Here is a 16,266-nt window from a genome sequence, read left to right as displayed (position 1 = left end):
CACCGCACGACCGACGGCGCGGGCCCCGCTGCGGGGTCCGCGCCGTCGGCTATGTTCACCGGGTGCCGCCCGCCCTGCCCGCCCGCCCGGCCCGACGGGCGCCCCGCACCCGACGGGCACCGCGCACCTGATGGGCACCGCGCACGTCGTCGGCGGCGGACCCGCGGGCCTCATGGCCGCGGAGGTCCTGGCCCGCGCCGGGGTCGCCGTCACGGTCCACGACCGGATGCCGTCGGTGGGCCGCAAGCTGCTGGTCGCGGGCAACGGTGGCCTGAACCTCACGCACAGCGAGGACCGCGCCCGCTTCGTGGCCCGGTACGGCGCGTCGGCCGGGCGCATCGCCCCTGTGCTGGACGTGTTCGGCCCCGACGACCTGCGCGCGTGGTGCGAGGGCCTGGGGGAGCCGACGTTCGTCGGGTCGAGCGGCCGGGTCTTCCCGCAGGCGTTCCGCGCGATCCCGCTGTACCGCGCCTGGCTGGCCCGCCTGGCGGACCTCGGGGTGAGCATCGAGACGCGGCAGCGCTGGACCGGCTGGTCGCCCGACGGTGCGCTCCGGTTCACCGGCGCCGACGGCGTGCCGTTCGAGGTCACGGCGGACGCGACCGTGATCGCGCTGGGCGGTGCGTCGTGGCCGCGGCTCGGCTCCGACGGCGGCTGGGTCGAGCCGTTCACCGCGCGCGGCATCGCTGTCACGCCGCTGCGGCCCGCGAACGTCGGCGTCCGGGTGGGCTGGGGGGAGCGGTTCGCCGAGCGTTTCGCCGGCACGCCGCTGAAGAACGTGGCGCTCACGGTGCACGGCCACCCCGGCCGCGTGGCCCGCGGCGACGCCATGGTGACGGCGGGAGGGGTCGAGGGCGGCCCGGTCTACGCGATCGGCGCCACGATCCGCCAGGCCCTGGACGCCGACGGGCGCTGCGACCTGCGCGTCGACCTGCGCCCCGACCTCACCGCCGCCCAGCTCGAGGACCGGCTGGCCCGCCGCCGCCCCAAGGAGTCCGCGTCGACGTGGCTGCGCCGCGCCGTCGGCCTGGACCCCGTCGGCACGGCGCTGCTGTGGGAGGCCGCGGGCGCGCTGCCCGCCACCGCCGCCGAGGCTGCAGCCCTCATCAAGGCCGTCCCGGTCGAGGTCACCGGCACCATGCCGATCGACCGCGCCATCTCCACCGCCGGGGGCGTCGCGTGGTCCGAGGTCGACGACGACCTCATGCTGCGCGCGGTCCCCGGCACGTTCCTCGCTGGCGAGATGCTCGACTGGGAGGCCCCCACCGGCGGCTACCTCCTCCAGGCCTCGTTCAGCACCGGTGTCGTCGCCGGCCGCGCCGCCGCGCGCCAGCTGGGCTTTCAGGCCCGGACCTAGCTGGGGTGGCCCACGGGGGCGCTGCGCCGGGCGGGGTGTGAGTGAGGCGTTGGCCCTGGCAGCAGGAGGGACGTGCGACGCACCGACGTGCCTCGCGGCAGCTCAGGTGAGCAGCCGGACGACTGCGGCGACGACAGCGATTCCCACGGCCGTGAGTCCCGCTGCGCGCCACGCGCGGGCGCGTTCACGGGTCTCGGGGTTCTCCCGTGTCGTCGCGTGGATGATCATCGAGCCGAACGCCGCCAGGCTTGCCGTGATCAGGACGAGGGTCGCTGCGATTCTGATCATGTCAGCCGCCCGGTCCAGAGCTGTCGTGCGCGCGCGGGTACGTCGCGCGCGACGCTGTCGGCATTCGAGTCCGGCCGGAAGGCACCCACGATCACGACCGCCGAACGTGTGCTCGCGGTAGCCGGGCACGAGCTCCGGAGCGAGCCCGTGGTGCACTTCACCGACGTCGCCTCCGGCCGTGGTCGGACCGTCGCCGTCCCCGACCGGCTGCCGCGGCTGCCCCTCGACCGGGCGTTCGCGCGGATCACGTTGCCGTTGCACGTCAGCTGGTCCGGTGCTCGACCTTGCCGTCCGTCGGGAGCGTGCCCGCGCGTACGAGCTGGTGCTGTCCGAGGGGACCGCGGACGACATCCTCGGCATGGTCGACGGCGCGCTCCTGGTGGACCTGTGGCCCGACCTGGTGCTCCCCGCAAAGGTGCGTGCGGCCTGGGCCCCCCTCGTCGAGGCGGTCGCGCCGTGACGGCGCTGGTCAGACGGAGCGGGGGACGCGGCCCAGGAGGGTGAGCAGGCGGCACATGACGCGGTGGCTGCCGTCGGCGACGTCGCCGAACATGAGCGGGCAGCCGCCGTCGATGACGGTGGCGCCGTGCTCGCGCCCGTACGCGACCGCGTCGGGGTCGACGCTGCCGGCGTCGATCGAGCGGTGCATCCAGATCTTCGTGATGCCGAGGTCGACGGCCTCGGCGACCGTCGCGCCCGCGTGCCGGGGGGCGGTGGCCACGACGACGGCCTCGACGCCGCCGGGGATGGACCGCAGGTCGGGGTAGGCCGGGTCGCCCATGACGGTCTCGGCGTTCGGGTTGACCGCGAACACCTCGTACCCGTGGTCGCGCAGCCGCTCGTAGACGACGTCGCTGCCGTGGCTGCCGGGCGTGCGCGAGACGCCGGTGACGGCGATCCGCCGGCAGGCGAGGAAGTCGTGCGCGGCGTCGGCGGTCCTCATGGTGTCCCCCTGCGGACGGGGTGCGGTGGCCGTCGCCCACGCTGCTCCGTCGCCGGGCGCTGCGCACGGGACCGACGTCCCGTGCGCAGCGGGCGTCAGGCCTCGACGGTGACGGCGACGACCACGGGCTGCGGCCCGCCGCGGCGGCGCAGCACGCGCTCGGCGGCGCGGCGCACCAGCATGTCGAGCGCGTCGGTGTCGGTGAGGGTGGCCGGGGTGGCCTTGGACAGCGCGGTCCGCACCGAGCGGTCCACGGCGCCCTGGGCGTCGGCGGCGTGCACGACGCCGGTGCTCAGCAGCTCGACCGGCTCGGCGAGCGTGCCCGCGGTGCTGTCGATGACCGCGACCACCGTGACGACGCCGCCGTCGCGCAGCGCGCGCCGCTGCGCCAGCAGGCGCTCGTCGGTGCGGCCGACGACGCCGTCCTCGACGTAGACCTCCTCGGCGGAGACCTGCCCGACGACCTTGACCTTGCCGTTCATCAGGTCGACGACGGCGCCGTCGCGGACCACCACGACGTTCTCCGGCGCCATGCCCGTGCTCAGCGCCAGGTCGCCGTTGGCCCGCAGGTGCTTGGCCTCGCCGTGGATCGGCATGACGTTGCGGGGGCGCAGCGTGTTGTACAGGTACACGAGCTCGCCGGCGCTGGCGTGGCCGGACACGTGCACGCGGGCGTTGCCGCGGTGCACGACGCGCGCGCCGCGGTCCGTGAGGCGGTTGATGACGCGGTAGATCGCGGTCTCGTTGCCCGGGATCAGCGACGACGCGAGAAGCACGGTGTCGCCCTCGCCCACCTCGATCTGGTGCTCGCCGCGCGCCATCCGCGACAGCGCGGCCAGCGGCTCGCCCTGCGAGCCCGTGCACACGAACGTCACCTGGTGGTCGGGCAGCTTGTCGAGCTTGTCGGGCTCGACGACGACGCCCTCGGGGACCGTCAGGTAGCCCAGCTCCTGCGCGATCCGCATGTTCTTGACCATCGAGCGGCCCACGAAGCCGACCTTGCGGCCGTGCGCGGCGGCCGCGTCGACGACCTGCTGGATGCGGTGCACGTGGCTGGCGAAGCTCGACACGATCACGCGCCGCCGCGTCGAGGCGAAGACCTCGCCGATCGCGGGGGACAGGTCGCGCTCGGAGATGGTGAACCCGGGCACCTCGGCGTTGGTGGAGTCGACGAGGAACAGGTCGATGCCCTCGTCGGCGAGCCGCGACAGGTGCCGCACGTCGGTCAGGCGGCCGTCGAGCGGGAACTGGTCCATCTTGAAGTCGCCGGTGTCGACGATCATGCCCGCGGGGGTGCGCACCGCGACGGCCAGGCCGTCGGGGATCGAGTGGTTCACCGCGACGAACTCGAGGTCGAACGCACCGACCTTGCGCCGGTCGCCGGCCGCGACCTCGACGGTCTTGGGCACGATCTTGTGCTCGGTGAGCTTGGACGTGATGAACGCCAGCGTCAGGCGCGAGCCGACGACGGGGATGTCGGGGCGCTCGCGCAGCAGGTACGGCACGCCGCCGATGTGGTCCTCGTGCCCGTGCGTGAGGACGATCGCGTCGATGTCCTTCCAACGCCCGGCCAGCGACGAGAAGTCGGGCAGGATCACATCGACGCCGGGGTGCTCCTCCTCGGGGAACAGCACGCCGCAGTCGAGGATCACGAGGCGGCCGGCGTGCTCGACGACCGTCATGTTGCGGCCGATCTCGCCCAGCCCGCCGAGCGGGGTGATGCGCATGGCGCGGGGGTTGAGGGCCGGCAGGCGGCCCGGGGTGCTACGGCTCATGGGTGTACTCCTTCAGGTGGTCACGCTCCGTCAGGACGGCGTGACGAGCAGCTCGGGAAGCTCCAGTGCGGGGCGCTCGCGGCGCAGCGCCGCCAGGTGCCAGCGGTCGCGCACGAGCGCGAGCCGGGCCCCGTCGGCGCGGGTGACGACCTCGACGTTGCGGGCGCCGGCGAGCAGCTCGGCGTCCGATCCGGTGACGAGGCGGGCGATCTCGTAGGGCAGTCTCTGGGTGCGCAGCGGGGCGTTGAACTCGTGCTCCATGCGGAACCCGACGACCTCGAACTGCAGGGGGCCGACGGCGCCGAGCACCGGTTCGCCGTCGCCGCGGTCGGGGGAGATCAGCAGCTGCACGACGCCCTCGTGGGCGAGCTGGGCGATGCCCTTGCGGAACTGCTTGGCCCGGCCGGGGTCGGCGGCGCGTGCGGTGACGAAGTGCTCGGGCGCGAACGCCGGCATCGGCGGGAACCGCACGGGAGGCCCGTCGGGGTCGTGCAGCGTGTCGCCGACGGCCAACGACGTGGCGTTGACCAGGCCGACGACGTCGCCGGGGTAGGCGAGGTCGATGACCTCGCGGTCGCGGCCGAAGACGGTCGCGGCGTACTTGGTGGCGAACGTGCGCCCGGTCTGCGCGTGGATCACCGGCGCGCCACGCTCGAAGACGCCGGACTGCACGCGCAGGAACGCCACCTGGTCGCGGTGCTGGCGGTCCATGCCGGCCTGCACCTTGAAGATCACGCCGCTGAACGGTGCGTCGACCTCGCGCACGCCGCCGTCGGCGGTCGGCCGCGGGCCGGGCGCCGGGGCGAGCCTCACGACGTTCTCCAGCAGCTGGTGCACACCGATGTTGGTGAGCGCGACGCCGAACATCAGCGGCGTGGTGCGCCCGGCGAGGAACGACTCGACGTCGACCTCCGGCAGCAGCCCGGCCTGGTCGCGCGCGTCCTCGACGACGTCGCCGAGCTCGGCCGTGGCCTCGTCCGGCGTCAGGTGGCGCTCCTCGGCGAGCGTCGCGCCGCCCGGGGCGCGGTGGTACGTGGTGACGGCGCCCGTGGTCGGGTCGAGCAGGCCGCGCAGGTCGCCCGCGTGCCCGACGGGCCACGTCACCGGGGTCGCGACCAGGCCGGTGCGCTGCTCGATCTCGTCGCAGAGCTCGAGCGCCTCCTTGCCGGGGCGGTCCCACTTGTTGACGAAGGTCAGCACGGGCACGCCGCGCGCCTTGCACACGGCGAACAGCTTGAGCGTCTGCGGCTCGAGGCCCTTGGCCGCGTCGAGCAGCATGACCGCGCAGTCCACCGCGGTGAGCACGCGGTAGGTGTCCTCGGAGAAGTCCGCGTGGCCCGGGGTGTCGAGCAGGTTGATGACCGTGTCCTCGAACCGCAGCTGGAGCGCGGCGGACGAGATGGAGATGCCGCGCTGCTGCTCGATCTCCTGCCAGTCCGAGACGACGCCGGCGCGGCCGGACTTGCCGTGCACGGCCCCGGCGCGGCTGATGGCCCGGGCGTGCAGCGCCAACGCCTCGGTGAGCGTCGACTTGCCCGCGTCGGGGTGGGAGATGACGGCGATGCTGCGCCGCGGCGCGGGGGCGCCCTCGTGGTCCTCGGTGCTCAACTGCCTTCTTCCGTCGCGTCGTGCCGGCGGGCGATCTCGGGTACGCAGCTCGCCGGCGAACGCCTCGGCGGCCCGAGTCTACCGGTGCCCGTCCGCGGGGCCGGCCGCGGTCGCTGTCGGCAGGTGCGCCAGCACGTGGTCGGTGACGTCGGCGACGGCCGACGGGACCAGCGCGTAGTACGCCCAGGCGCCGCGCTTGTCGCGGGTGAGGAAGCCCGCGTCGGTGAGCACCTTGAGGTGGTGGGAGACGGTCGGCTGGCTCAGGCCGAGCGGCTCGGTGAGGTCGCAGACGCACGCCTCGCCGCCGTCGTGCGCGGCGATGAGCGAGAGCAGCCGCAGCCGGGCGGGGTCGGCGAGGGCCTTGAGGGTGCGGGCGAGCCCCTCGGCCTCGTCGGCCGTGACCGGGGTGCCCGTGACGGGCGTGCAGCACCCGGAGGCGGCCAGGGGCAGGAGGGCGCGCGGCATGCGCCCATCATGACCCACACATCCATGGGTGTCGATATTGACGGATGTCGATGGCAGTGGCAGGGTCAGGGCATCGACATCCATCGATCCGAAGGGGAGTGTCATGGACGACATCCGTGAGCAGGTCCGGGCCCGGTACGCCGAGGCCGCACGCAGCGTCGGGGGCGGGTGCTGCGGCCCCGCCGCGCAGACGCTCACGCTCGACGGCCGGTTCGGCGCCGGCCTGTACGACGCCCAGGACGCCGACGAGGTGCCGGCCGAGGCGCTCGCCGCGTCGCTCGGCTGCGGCAACCCGATGCTCGTCGCCCAGCTCGCCCCGGGGGAGCGCGTGCTCGACCTCGGCTCCGGCGGCGGCATCGACGTGCTGCTCTCGGCCCGCCGCGTCGGCCCCACCGGGTTCGCGTACGGCGTCGACATGACCGACGAGATGCTCGACCTCGCGCGGGCCAACGCCGCCCGTGCCGGGGCCGAGAACGTCGAGTTCCGCCGCGGCACCATCGAGGACCTGCCGTTCGCCGACGCCACCGTCGACGTCGTCATCTCCAACTGCGTCGTCAACCTCTCGCCCGACAAGCCCGCCGTGCTCGCCGAGGCGTTCCGGGTGCTCGTCCCCGGCGGCCGCCTGGGCATCTCCGACGTCGTCGCCGAGGACCGGCTCACGCCCGCCGAGCGCGCCGAGCGCGGGTCGTACACCGGCTGCATCGCCGGTGCGCTCTCGCGCGGGGAGTACCTGGCGCACCTGGCCGACGCGGGCTTCCTCGACGCCGAGGTCGAGCTGACCCACGAGGTCGCCGACGGCATGCACGGCGCGATCGTCCGCGCCCGCAAGCCCGCCTGACCGGCTGCCCCGGGGGAGACCCCGGGGCGGTCAGCGGGCGGCGAGCGTGACCAGGGCGATCCCGGCGGCGGTCGCCGCGACGCACAGCACGAGGCTGCCGAGGGCGTTGGCCCAGGCGGCGCGCACCTCGCCGGCCTGGACGAGCCGGACGGTCTCGACCGACGCGGTCGAGAACGTCGTGTACCCGCCGCACAGCCCCGTGGTCACGGCGGTGAACCACGGCGGGCCGAGCCCCAGGTGCAGCTGCGCGCCGACGAGCAGGCCGATCAGCAGCGAGCCGGTCACGTTGACCACGACCGTCGCGAGCGGGAAGGCCCCCGTCCAGCGGCGGCGGACCTCGCCGTCGACGACGAACCGCAGCGCCGCACCGAGCCCGCCGAACACCGCGACGAGCAGGGCGGCCGTCACCGGGCGTCCTCCGCGCCGGCCCGGGCGCGGCGTGCCGCCACGGTGATGCCGGCGAGCGCCGCGACGGCTCCGGCGGCGACGCTGACCAGCGCGTACGCGGCCGCGAGCCCCGGGCGTCCCGCGGTGAGCAGCCGCTCCGTCTCCAGGGCCAGGGTGCTGTACGTCGTGAACCCGCCCAGCACGCCCGTGCCCAGCCCCAGGCGCACGCGGCGCGCCCAGGCGTCCTCCGGCCCGCGGCGCAGCAGCGCCTCCAGCAGCAGGCCGAGCGCGAACGCGCCGACGACGTTCTCCACCGTCGTGGCCACGGGCCACCCGTCCGACGGGCCGACGGCGCTGCTCAGCGCGTACCGGGCGGTGCTGCCGACCGCGCCCCCGGCGGCGACGAGCAGCACGAGGCCCCACCGGCGGTGCGCGGGCCGCGGCGTGCTCACCGCCACGCCCGCTCCGACCAGTCCACGACCCGCAGCGGCACCACGAGCACGGGCCGGTGCTGGTGCCGGGCCAGCCCCACGGCGACCGATCCCTCCACCATCTCCCGCATGCGCGCGCCGGCCCCGGGCGCCCGGGTGCCGACGACGAACGCGGCGGCGTCGACGGCGCGCGCCAGGTGCGTCAGCGCCCGGTCCGGGCGCCCCGCCAGGTAGTGCACGTGCCACGTGACCCCGGTGCCGGCGAGCACCTCCTCGCAGGCCGCGCGCAGGTCGGCCTCGCGGGACCGCCAGCCGTCGTCGTCCGCGTCGGCGTCGACAGGGGCGTGCCGCACCGACCCGTCGGGGTGCTCCTCCACGACGTGCCGGGAGGGGTCCGCGTACGCGCAGTGCAGCGCGCCGCCGGTGGCCGCGGCCCACGCGGCGGCGGTGCGGAGCACGAGCGCCGGCTGCCCGGGCACCACGCCGACGACCAGCGGGTGGCCCCGCGGCTCGACCATGCGCTCGTCGCCGGGCTGGGGGACCTGCCGGACCATCGCCGCCTCCACGTCTCCCGCCCCGCCGCTCTCGGCACCCGCTCGTGGCACGTGCCCGACGATATGCCCCGCACCTGGTCGGCCCGCGCGGTGGGGCGGCGGGCCGACCGTGGTCGGTGGGTCAGAGCTCGACGGCGGTGACGCCCAGCTCGCCGAGGAGGGTGAGGATGCGGGCGCGGATCTCGTCGCGGATGGGACGGACCGCCTCGACGCCCTGGCCGGCCGGGTCCTCCAGCACCCAGTCCTCGTAGCGCTTGCCGGGGAAGAACGGGCAGGTGTCGCCGCAGCCCATGGTGACGACGACGTCGGACGCCTGGACGGCCTCGGTGGTGAGCACCTTGGGCTTCTCGGCGCGGATGTCGATGCCGAGCTCGAGCATGGCCTCGACGGCGGCGGGGTTGATCTGGTCCGCGGGCGCGGAGCCCGCGGAGCGGACCTCGACGGCACCGCCGGACAGCGCGGTGAGGAACCCGGCGGCCATCTGCGAGCGGCCCGCGTTGTGCACGCAGACGAACAGGACGCTGGGGCGGTCGGTGCCGGTGGTGGTCCCGGTGCCGGTGGTCTCGGTGGTGGTCGTCGTTCCGGTCATGGTCGCTCCTCGTGGTCGGGCGTCGGCGGGGTCAGGGCTGGGGGGCGGGTGTGGTGCGCAGGTCGGGCAGCAGGTCGGCCACGAGGGCGCGGACGCGGGCGTCGATGTCGTCGCGGATCGCGGCGGCGCCCTCGGCGGAGGCGAGGGCGGGGTCGCCGACGACCCAGTCCTCGTAGCGCTTGCCGGGCAGCACCGGGCAGGTGTCGCCGCAGCCCATGGTGATGACCACGTCCGCGGCCCGCACGGCGTCGTCGGTCAGCGGCTTGGGGAAGACCTCGTCGGCGTCGACCCCGAGCGCGGCCAGCAGCGGCTGGACGGTGCTGTGGACCGACCCGGCGGGCGTGGAGCCGGCGGAGCGGGCGATCACCCGGTCGCCCGCGTGGTGCCGCAGCAGCGCCGCGGCGAGCTGGGACCGGCCGGCGTTGGCGATGCAGACGAACAGCACCTGCGGCACGTCGTCGGTCGTGCCGGCCTGCGTGCGGGCGGCGCGCTCGAGGTCGGCGAGCCGCTGGCGGGCGAACCGCTCGGCGGTGACGACGAGGTGAGCCCCCACGCCGGCGCCGCGCGCGAGCGCCGTGTACGAGTCGCGGACGGTGCGCAGCACGAGGTCGGCGTCGAGGGACGCGAACCGCGGGGCGAGCTCGTCGGCGACGCGGGTCAGCGTGGTGTCGACGTCGGTGAGCCCGGTCAGCACCGGCTGCGGGCCGTGGGCGGCGACGGCGGCCGGGGCGAGCTGCTCCAGCAGCGCCGTGACCGCGGTCCGCATGCCCGGGACGACGCGGTAGTACACCCACGTGCCGCGGCGCTCACCGGTGAGCACGCCGACGTCCTTGAGCACCTTGAGGTGGTGCGAGACCGTCGGCTGCGAGACGTCGGCGACGGTGGCGATGTCGCACACGCACGCCTCGCCGCTCGCGCTGGTGGTGAGGAACGAGAGCATGCGCAGGCGCAGCGGGTCGGCGAGGGCCTTGAGCACGGCCGCGACCTGCCCGGCCGCCTCGGCGCCCATCGCGTGCGCCGACGGTGCGGGGCCGCAGGCCGCGTCGGCGGCTGCCGGGTCCGGCGCGGTCGTGACCGGCAGGGTGGTGCTCATGCGCGGACCTCCTCCGGGTCGGCCGTCCGCGCCGGGTCCGGCAGCGGTGCCGGGGCGGGGGCGGCGTCGGGGTCGGTCGCGAACCAGCGGCGCGCGACCCGCAGCGAGACGTAGACGAGCCCGACGAGCACGGGCACCTCGATGAGCGGTCCGACGACCCCGGCCAGGGCCTGCCCGGACGTGGCGCCGAACGTGCCGATGGCCACGGCGATCGCGAGCTCGAAGTTGTTGCCGGCGGCCGTGAACGCGAGCGTCGTGGACCGGGCGTACCCGAGCCCGAGCGTGCGGCCGGTGACCATGCCGACGCCCCACATCACGGCGAAGTACACGAGCAGCGGCAGCGCGATCCGGACGACGTCGAGCGGGTTGCTCGTGACGGCCTCGCCCTGCAGCGCGAACAGCAGGACGATCGTGAACAGCAGCCCGTACAGGGCCCACGGCCCGATCCGCGGCACGAAGGCCTCCTCGTACCACTCGCGCCCGCGGGCCCGCTCGCCGACCCACCGCGACGCGAACCCGGCGGCCAGCGGCACCCCGAGGAAGACCAGCACGTTGACGGCGATCTGACCGACGGAGACGTCGAGGCCCTGCGTGTCCAGGCCCAGCCAGCCGGGCAGCACGGTGAGGTAGAACCAGCCGAGCACCGAGAACGCGACGACCTGGAACACGGAGTTGACCGCGACGAGCACGGCGGCGGCCTCGCGGTCCCCGCAGGCCAGGTCGTTCCAGATGACGACCATCGCGATGCAGCGGGCCAGGCCCACGATGATCAGCCCGGTGCGGTACTCGGGCAGGTCGGGCAGGAAGACCCAGGCGAGCGCGAACATCAGCGCGGGGCCGACGAGCCAGTTGAGCACGAGCGAGCTGACGAGCAGGCGGCGGTCGCCGGTGACGGCGGCGACCCGGTCGTACCGCACCTTGGCCAGCACCGGGTACATCATCACGAGCAGGCCGATGCCGATCGGGACGCTGATCCCGCCGACCTCGAGGTCGGCCAGCGCCTCGCCGAGGGCCGGGACGAACCGGCCGAGCACGAGGCCGGCGACCATGGCCGCCCCGATCCAGACGGGCAGCCACCGGTCGAGGGTGGACAGCCGGCGCTCTGCGACCTGCACCGGTGCGCTCACGCGTGGTCCTGCGCGGCGGTCGCGCCGGCGGCGGCGATGGCCGGGCGCGGCCTGGCGCCGATCACCGAGCGGACGAGCGCGCCGTCGACGTAGAACCCGAGCGTCGGGATGGACACGATCCCCGCGGCGGTCACGGCCTCGGGGTTGGCGTCGGCGTCGACCTTGACGATCCGGACGCGCCCGGCGTACTCCTCGGCGAGCTGGTCGAGCACCGGGGCGACCTGGCGGCAGGGCCCGCACCACGTGGCCCAGTGGTCGACGACGACGGGGACCGGGGACTGCAGCACCTCGGCGTCGAACGACGCGTCGGTGACGGCGGTGACGGGCATCGGGCTCTCCTCGGACGTGCGGGCCGTGCTGGTGATTCGACAATCTTCTATATCGACGATGATCGAATCAAGCGAACGTCAGGTGAACACCGCCCTGCGCCGCTCGAGGCGCAGGGCTGCGGGGGCCGGCGTCAGAGGGCGCGGGCGAGCTCGACCAGGGCGTCCAGCGGGTCGCCGGCGGCGGGCAGCAGCACCGATACGTCCAGACCGGCGGCGGCACGCGCGGCCATCGCGGCCCGGACGTCGGCCGGCGTGCCGGCGAGCGAGAGGTGCGCCACCCAGGCGTCCGGCATCCGAGCGGCGAACTCCGCCCGCGTCGCGCACGCCGCACGCAGCTCGGCCAGCTCCGCGCCGAACGGCACCGGCGCCAGGTGCGGGGCCCAGTCGGGCTCGCCGATCCACGCCAGCGCGGGGCGCACCCGCGCCAGCGCCGCCGCGGCGTCGTCGTCGACCGCCGCCACGTCGTACCCCACGAGCCGGTGCGGACCGGTCGCGCCGATCTGCGCCCGCGCCGCCGCCACGTACTCCGGTGCGCACGGCTCGGCCAGCACCGTGCCGTCCGCCACGCGGCCGGACATGGCCAGCGAGCGCGGCCCCCGCACGCCCGCGAGCAGCCGGGGCGCGGTGCCCGGCACGGCCGACGGGTCCAGCCGCACGTCCGTCAGCGGCCCCTGACCTCCCGCGCCCTCCGTCGTCACGGCCTCCCCGCGCAGCAGCGGGGCCAGGGCGGACAGGTGCTCCTCCAGCAGGCCCAGCGGCCGCGCCGGCCACGCGCCGACCGCGCGCATCCACCCGGGCATCCCGTGCCCGACGCCCACGTCCACCCGCCCGGGGAACAGCTGCGCGAGCGTCGCGACCTCCATCGCCGCGAACGCCGGGTTGCGCACCGCCGCCGGCAGGATCCCGATGCCGACGCGGATCCGCTGCGTCGCCGCGAGGACGGCCGCCGCCTGCGCGACGCCCCCGCGGAACCCCAGGTCCTCCACGACCCACAGCTCGTCGAACCCGAGCTGCTCGGCGCGCCGCGCGAACGGCAGCACCTGGTCGGCGGGCAGGTCGCGCGGCAGGAGCGCCGCGACGGCAAGAGGACGGGTCATGGCACGCTCCGGCGTCGATGCAGGTCGGACGCCCCGACCCTACGGTGCGGACGCGCCCGGAGGATCAGCCGGTCGGCTGGCCCGCCAGGAGCCAGCGGACCGTGCGGGTCGCGCCGTCGCCCGCCCACAGGGCCGCGCGTGAGCGCACCGGGCCCGGGACGCGCAGGCCCAGCTCCGTGACCGCCCAGGCGGGCAGGCTCGCGACCGCCGCCTCGGCGAGCGCGGAGTACCCGGCCCGCAGGGCCACCGGCACGGGGGGCTCGCGCAGCAGGAACCGGGCGGCGTCCAGGGCCGCGGGCGTCGCGCGCAGCACCGGCCGGTAGCCCTCGATCGTCGCCTCCAGGTCCGCGACGGTCTCCGGGACGTCCGTCGCGCCCAGCGCCCGGCCGATCTGCGCCGCCTGCGCCACGTACTCGTCCGCGCGTGCCGGGGTCAGCGGGTGCGCACCCCAGCGGCGGTGCGCGTCGAGGAAGCTCTCGATCTCCGTGACGTGCACCCAGCGCAGCAGGTCCGGGTCGTCGGCCACGTACGGCACCCCGTCGTCCGTCGTGCCCCGGACCCGCCCGTGGATCGTCCGGACCGCGTCCACCGCGGCCTGCGCGTCGTCCGCCGTGCCGAACACCGTCACCGCGAGGAACGTGCTCGTGCGCGCCAGGCGGCCCCACGGGTCCGCCCGGTACCCCGAGTGCTGCGCGACCGCCGTCATCGCCACCGGGTGCAGCGACTGCAGCAGCAACGACCGCAGCCCGCCGACGAACATCGACGCGTCGCCGTGCACCTCACGGATCGCCGCGTCGGGCGCGAACCACCGCGGCCCCGGGCGGTGGTGGATCCGCTCGCGCGAGCGGATGCCGTGCGGCCCCGCCACCCGCAGGAACAGCGCGGTGCCCGCACGCGCACGCCACTGCCGGACCGGGGTCACCAGGCTCATGCGCACACCGTACGGATCGGCACCTGAACGCCCGCTGAGAGCGGTCGGCGCCCGCGTGCCGGGGACGAAGGTCCGTGGGAGGGGGCCGCCGCCGGGCGGACGCTTCAACCATGGTTGAGTCGACGGCGGTTGAGACGACGGCGGGCGACGCGGCGCGTGCCGCGGACGCGCTCGCGGTGCTGCAGGCCGCCGCCGACCCCGTGCGGTGGACCGTGCTGGACCGCCTCGCGGCCGGGCCCGCCTGCGTCTGCCACCTCCAGGAGCACGTGACCGTTGCGGGCAACCTGCTCAGCTACCACCTGCGCGTGCTGCGCGAGGCCGGGCTGGTCACGACGAGCCGGCGGGGCCGGTGGGTCGACTACGCGCTCGCCGAGGACGCGACCGCGCGCCTGCGGGCCGCGCTGCCCGGGTTCGGCGTGGCCGCGTCGTCCGGCGGCTGCGGGACGGGCGGTGGGGCGGTGGCGCCATGAGCCTGGCCGAGCACCTGCGCGCCCGCACTCCTACGCGCCGGTGGGTCGGGCTGGGCGTCGCCGCCGCCGTGTGGACCGGGCTGTACGCGGCCAACGCGCCGTTCTGGGACTGGCTGCTGCTCGACGTCGTCGGCCTCGACGAGGGCACGCGCGTGGGCTCCGGCGTGCACTTCTTCTTCTACGACACCGTGAAGATCGCGCTGCTGCTCGTCGGGATCATCTTCGTGGTGACCGTGCTGCGGTCGTTCATGAGCGTGGAGCGCACGCGCGCGATGCTCGGCGGGCGGCGCGAGGGGCTGGGGAACGTCCTGGCCGCCGGGCTCGGGGTCGTCACCCCGTTCTGCTCGTGCAGCGCCGTGCCCGCGTTCATCGGGTTCGTGGCCGCCGGTGTGCCGATCGGCGTGACGATGAGCTTCCTCATCGCCAGCCCGCTGGTCAACGAGGTCGCGATCGCGCTGCTGCTCGGGCTGTTCGGCGTCGGGCCCACCCTCCTGTACGTCGGCGCCGGGCTGACGATCGCGGTCGTCGCCGGACTCGTCCTCGGGCGGATGCGCGTCGAGCGGTGGGTCGAGCCGTTCGTCTTCGAGACCCGCCTCGGCGGACGCCCCGTCGACCCCGCCGTCGGGCTGACCTGGGACGACCGCATCCAGATGGGTGTCGAGGAGGTCCAGACCATCCTGCGCAAGATCTGGCCGTACCTGCTGGTCGGCATCGGCCTGGGCGCGGCGATCCACGGCTGGGCGCCCGACGACCTCTTCGCCCGCTACGCCGGCGCCGACAACCCGTTCGCCGTGCTCGTGGCCGTCGCCATCGGCGTGCCCCTGTACTCCAACGCCGCGGGCGTGCTGCCGCTCGTCGAGGCCCTGCACGACAAGGGCCTGCCCATGGGCACCCTGCTCGCGTTCATGATGGCCGTCGTCGCGCTGAGCCTGCCCGAGCTGATCCTGCTGCGCCGGGTGCTCAAATCCCGCCTGATCGCGCTGTTCGTCGCGGTCGTCGCCACCGGCATCGTCGCCACCGGCTACCTGTTCAACACCGTCCTCGGCGTCTGACCCACCACCCACCACGAAGGAGCTGTCATGGACATCGCGATCCTCGGGCCCGGCTGCGCGAACTGCGTCAACCTCGAGCGCGTGACGCGCGAGGCCGTCGCCGACCTCGGCGTCACCGCGACCGTCGAGAAGGTCACCGACTACGGCGCCATCGCCGGCTACGGCGTCATGTCCACACCCGCGCTGGTCGTCGACGGCGAGGTCGTCCTCTCCGGGCGCGTCCCCACCACCGCCCAGGTCGCCGAGCTCCTCGCCGCCCGCACCACGGCCTGAGTCGTGAGCCCCTGCGCCGAGGGGCTCACGAGGCCACCCGTTCCGGTCGGCGGGTGTCGATCCTGAGGAGCGGGCGTCCGACCGCCCGCGCCGGGCTGTGGGTCACGACGAGGAGCCGTCTCAGCTCTCACGAGTCGCGCGGCCCGTCTCGTGCGACGGTTCCTTCCTGGGTCAGGAGGAAGTGCGCTGCCGCCGCGGGCGTCAGCGGCTGCGGAGCTCGTCGACGAGCTCGGCCACGCGGGACCGCAGGTGGTCGCGCAGGGGGCGGATGCCGTCGACGTCCCAGCCCGCGGGGTCGGGCAGCGGCCAGGTGCGCACGTCCGGGTGGTCCGGCAGGTCCAGGCCGGGCTTGAGGGCGACGACGACGTCCGCCGCGGCCATCGTCTCCGGCGTCAGGAGCGTCGGCACCTGGTCGCTGCGGTCGATCCCGAGCTCGGCCAGCGACGCGAGCGCCTCGGGGGAGACCCGGGCGTCGGGCGCCGTGCCCGCCGACAGCACGCGGACGTCGTCACCGGCGTGGGCGGCGGCCAGGCCCGCGGCCAGCTGCGAGCGGCCCGCGTTGTGGACGCAGACGAACAGGACGGTCGGTGCCACGCGGATCTCCTCGTCTGGTGCCGGCGGCGCCGAGCATAGGACAGGCCGTGTCCGCCACCGCCCCT

21 protein-coding genes are annotated in these 16,266 nt (G+C 75.3%); 6 read left to right on the top strand and 15 right to left on the bottom strand.

Annotated elements, in window-relative coordinates:
- Window positions 1-130 precede the first annotated feature (130 nt).
- Window positions 131-1,357 (top strand): BaiN/RdsA family NAD(P)/FAD-dependent oxidoreductase, encoded by a 1,227-nt coding sequence (locus BKA21_RS10520; RefSeq protein ID WP_140458144.1) that lies wholly within the window; start codon window positions 131-133, stop codon window positions 1,355-1,357.
- 102 nt (window positions 1,358-1,459) lie between these two features.
- Here the strand turns inward: BKA21_RS10520 and BKA21_RS10515 are convergent, their stop codons facing one another.
- On the bottom strand, window positions 1,460-1,906 hold the full coding sequence (locus BKA21_RS10515; protein WP_179625354.1) for a hypothetical protein: 447 nt from the start codon (window positions 1,904-1,906) through the stop codon (window positions 1,460-1,462).
- A 13-nt stretch (window positions 1,907-1,919) separates the two neighbouring features.
- Between BKA21_RS10515 and BKA21_RS10510 the strand changes: the two genes are divergently transcribed.
- Window positions 1,920-2,105: a hypothetical protein gene (locus tag BKA21_RS10510; RefSeq protein WP_179625353.1), complete on the top strand. Its 186-nt coding sequence runs from the start codon at window positions 1,920-1,922 to the stop codon at window positions 2,103-2,105.
- Between the two features lie 9 nt (window positions 2,106-2,114).
- On the opposite strand, the gene BKA21_RS10505 is transcribed toward BKA21_RS10510, so the two are convergent.
- The 4 genes from BKA21_RS10505 to BKA21_RS10490 all read right to left on the bottom strand — a co-directional run bounded on the left by BKA21_RS10505 (window position 2,115) and on the right by BKA21_RS10490 (window position 6,436).
- Complete coding sequence (locus tag BKA21_RS10505) at window positions 2,115-2,588, bottom strand: CoA-binding protein (RefSeq protein WP_140458143.1); 474 nt, start codon at window positions 2,586-2,588, stop codon at window positions 2,115-2,117.
- Between the two features lie 95 nt (window positions 2,589-2,683).
- Complete coding sequence (locus BKA21_RS10500) at window positions 2,684-4,363, bottom strand: ribonuclease J (protein WP_239072862.1); 1,680 nt, start codon at window positions 4,361-4,363, stop codon at window positions 2,684-2,686.
- Between the two features lie 30 nt (window positions 4,364-4,393).
- Window positions 4,394-5,971, bottom strand: coding sequence for a peptide chain release factor 3 (locus tag BKA21_RS10495; protein ID WP_140458142.1), 1,578 nt, complete (start codon window positions 5,969-5,971; stop codon window positions 4,394-4,396).
- Between the two features lie 78 nt (window positions 5,972-6,049).
- Window positions 6,050-6,436 carry an ArsR/SmtB family transcription factor gene (locus BKA21_RS10490; RefSeq protein ID WP_140458141.1) on the bottom strand — a complete coding sequence of 129 codons (387 nt, stop codon included), beginning with the start codon at window positions 6,434-6,436 and terminating at the stop codon, window positions 6,050-6,052.
- 103 nt (window positions 6,437-6,539) lie between these two features.
- On the opposite strand from BKA21_RS10490, the gene arsM reads away from it, so the two are divergent.
- The gene (gene arsM / locus BKA21_RS10485) at window positions 6,540-7,274 is read left to right on the top strand and encodes an arsenite methyltransferase (RefSeq protein ID WP_140458140.1); all 735 of its coding nucleotides are present in this window, start codon (window positions 6,540-6,542) and stop codon (window positions 7,272-7,274) included.
- A gap of 30 nt (window positions 7,275-7,304) precedes the next feature.
- Here arsM and BKA21_RS10480 read toward each other — a convergent pair whose 3' ends face one another.
- The 9 genes from BKA21_RS10480 to BKA21_RS10440 form a co-directional block, all read right to left on the bottom strand.
- On the bottom strand, window positions 7,305-7,682 hold the full coding sequence (locus BKA21_RS10480) for a fluoride efflux transporter FluC (RefSeq protein WP_140458139.1): 378 nt from the start codon (window positions 7,680-7,682) through the stop codon (window positions 7,305-7,307).
- Window positions 7,679-8,119 carry a fluoride efflux transporter FluC gene (locus BKA21_RS10475; protein ID WP_308439086.1) on the bottom strand — a complete coding sequence of 147 codons (441 nt, stop codon included), beginning with the start codon at window positions 8,117-8,119 and terminating at the stop codon, window positions 7,679-7,681. The genes BKA21_RS10480 and BKA21_RS10475 overlap by 4 nt, the downstream gene beginning before the upstream one ends.
- Window positions 8,110-8,697 (bottom strand): universal stress protein, encoded by a 588-nt coding sequence (locus tag BKA21_RS10470; RefSeq protein ID WP_239072863.1) that lies wholly within the window; start codon window positions 8,695-8,697, stop codon window positions 8,110-8,112. Before BKA21_RS10470 ends, BKA21_RS10475 begins: the two co-directional genes overlap by 10 nt.
- A 70-nt stretch (window positions 8,698-8,767) precedes the next feature.
- Window positions 8,768-9,235, bottom strand: coding sequence for an arsenate reductase ArsC (locus BKA21_RS10465; RefSeq protein WP_140458138.1), 468 nt, complete (start codon window positions 9,233-9,235; stop codon window positions 8,768-8,770).
- A gap of 31 nt (window positions 9,236-9,266) precedes the next feature.
- Entirely contained in the window at window positions 9,267-10,328 is a 1,062-nt protein-coding gene (locus BKA21_RS10460; protein WP_140458137.1) for a metalloregulator ArsR/SmtB family transcription factor, read from the bottom strand.
- Window positions 10,325-11,455: an ACR3 family arsenite efflux transporter gene (gene arsB / locus BKA21_RS10455; protein WP_140458136.1), complete on the bottom strand. Its 1,131-nt coding sequence runs from the start codon at window positions 11,453-11,455 to the stop codon at window positions 10,325-10,327. The genes BKA21_RS10460 and arsB overlap by 4 nt, the downstream gene beginning before the upstream one ends.
- Window positions 11,452-11,784 carry a thioredoxin gene (trxA, locus tag BKA21_RS10450; protein WP_140458135.1) on the bottom strand — a complete coding sequence of 111 codons (333 nt, stop codon included), beginning with the start codon at window positions 11,782-11,784 and terminating at the stop codon, window positions 11,452-11,454. The genes arsB and trxA overlap by 4 nt, the downstream gene beginning before the upstream one ends.
- Before the next feature lie 131 nt (window positions 11,785-11,915).
- Window positions 11,916-12,881 (bottom strand): LLM class flavin-dependent oxidoreductase, encoded by a 966-nt coding sequence (locus BKA21_RS10445; RefSeq protein ID WP_140458134.1) that lies wholly within the window; start codon window positions 12,879-12,881, stop codon window positions 11,916-11,918.
- A gap of 64 nt (window positions 12,882-12,945) precedes the next feature.
- Window positions 12,946-13,812 (bottom strand): oxygenase MpaB family protein, encoded by an 867-nt coding sequence (locus BKA21_RS10440; RefSeq protein ID WP_140458133.1) that lies wholly within the window; start codon window positions 13,810-13,812, stop codon window positions 12,946-12,948.
- Between the two features lie 110 nt (window positions 13,813-13,922).
- Here BKA21_RS10440 and BKA21_RS10435 point away from each other — a divergent pair, with 110 nt between their 5' ends.
- The 3 genes from BKA21_RS10435 to BKA21_RS10425 are packed head-to-tail and all read left to right on the top strand — an operon-like array spanning window position 13,923 to window position 15,607.
- A complete protein-coding gene (locus BKA21_RS10435; protein WP_140458132.1) occupies window positions 13,923-14,282 on the top strand; it encodes an ArsR/SmtB family transcription factor in 360 nt (119 codons plus the stop codon).
- Entirely contained in the window at window positions 14,279-15,334 is a 1,056-nt protein-coding gene (locus BKA21_RS10430; RefSeq protein WP_140458131.1) for a permease, read from the top strand. The genes BKA21_RS10435 and BKA21_RS10430 overlap by 4 nt, the downstream gene beginning before the upstream one ends.
- 27 nt (window positions 15,335-15,361) lie before the next feature.
- Window positions 15,362-15,607 (top strand): thioredoxin family protein, encoded by a 246-nt coding sequence (locus tag BKA21_RS10425; RefSeq protein ID WP_140458130.1) that lies wholly within the window; start codon window positions 15,362-15,364, stop codon window positions 15,605-15,607.
- Between the two features lie 201 nt (window positions 15,608-15,808).
- On the opposite strand, the gene BKA21_RS10420 is transcribed toward BKA21_RS10425, so the two are convergent.
- Window positions 15,809-16,201, bottom strand: coding sequence for an arsenate-mycothiol transferase ArsC (locus BKA21_RS10420; RefSeq protein WP_140458129.1), 393 nt, complete (start codon window positions 16,199-16,201; stop codon window positions 15,809-15,811).
- Window positions 16,202-16,266 lie beyond the last annotated feature (65 nt).

It is taken from the genome of Cellulomonas oligotrophica, assembly GCF_013409875.1.
Lineage (GTDB): Bacteria > Actinomycetota > Actinomycetes > Actinomycetales > Cellulomonadaceae > Cellulomonas > Cellulomonas oligotrophica.
This window is presented reverse-complemented; position numbering and strand designations above follow the sequence as displayed.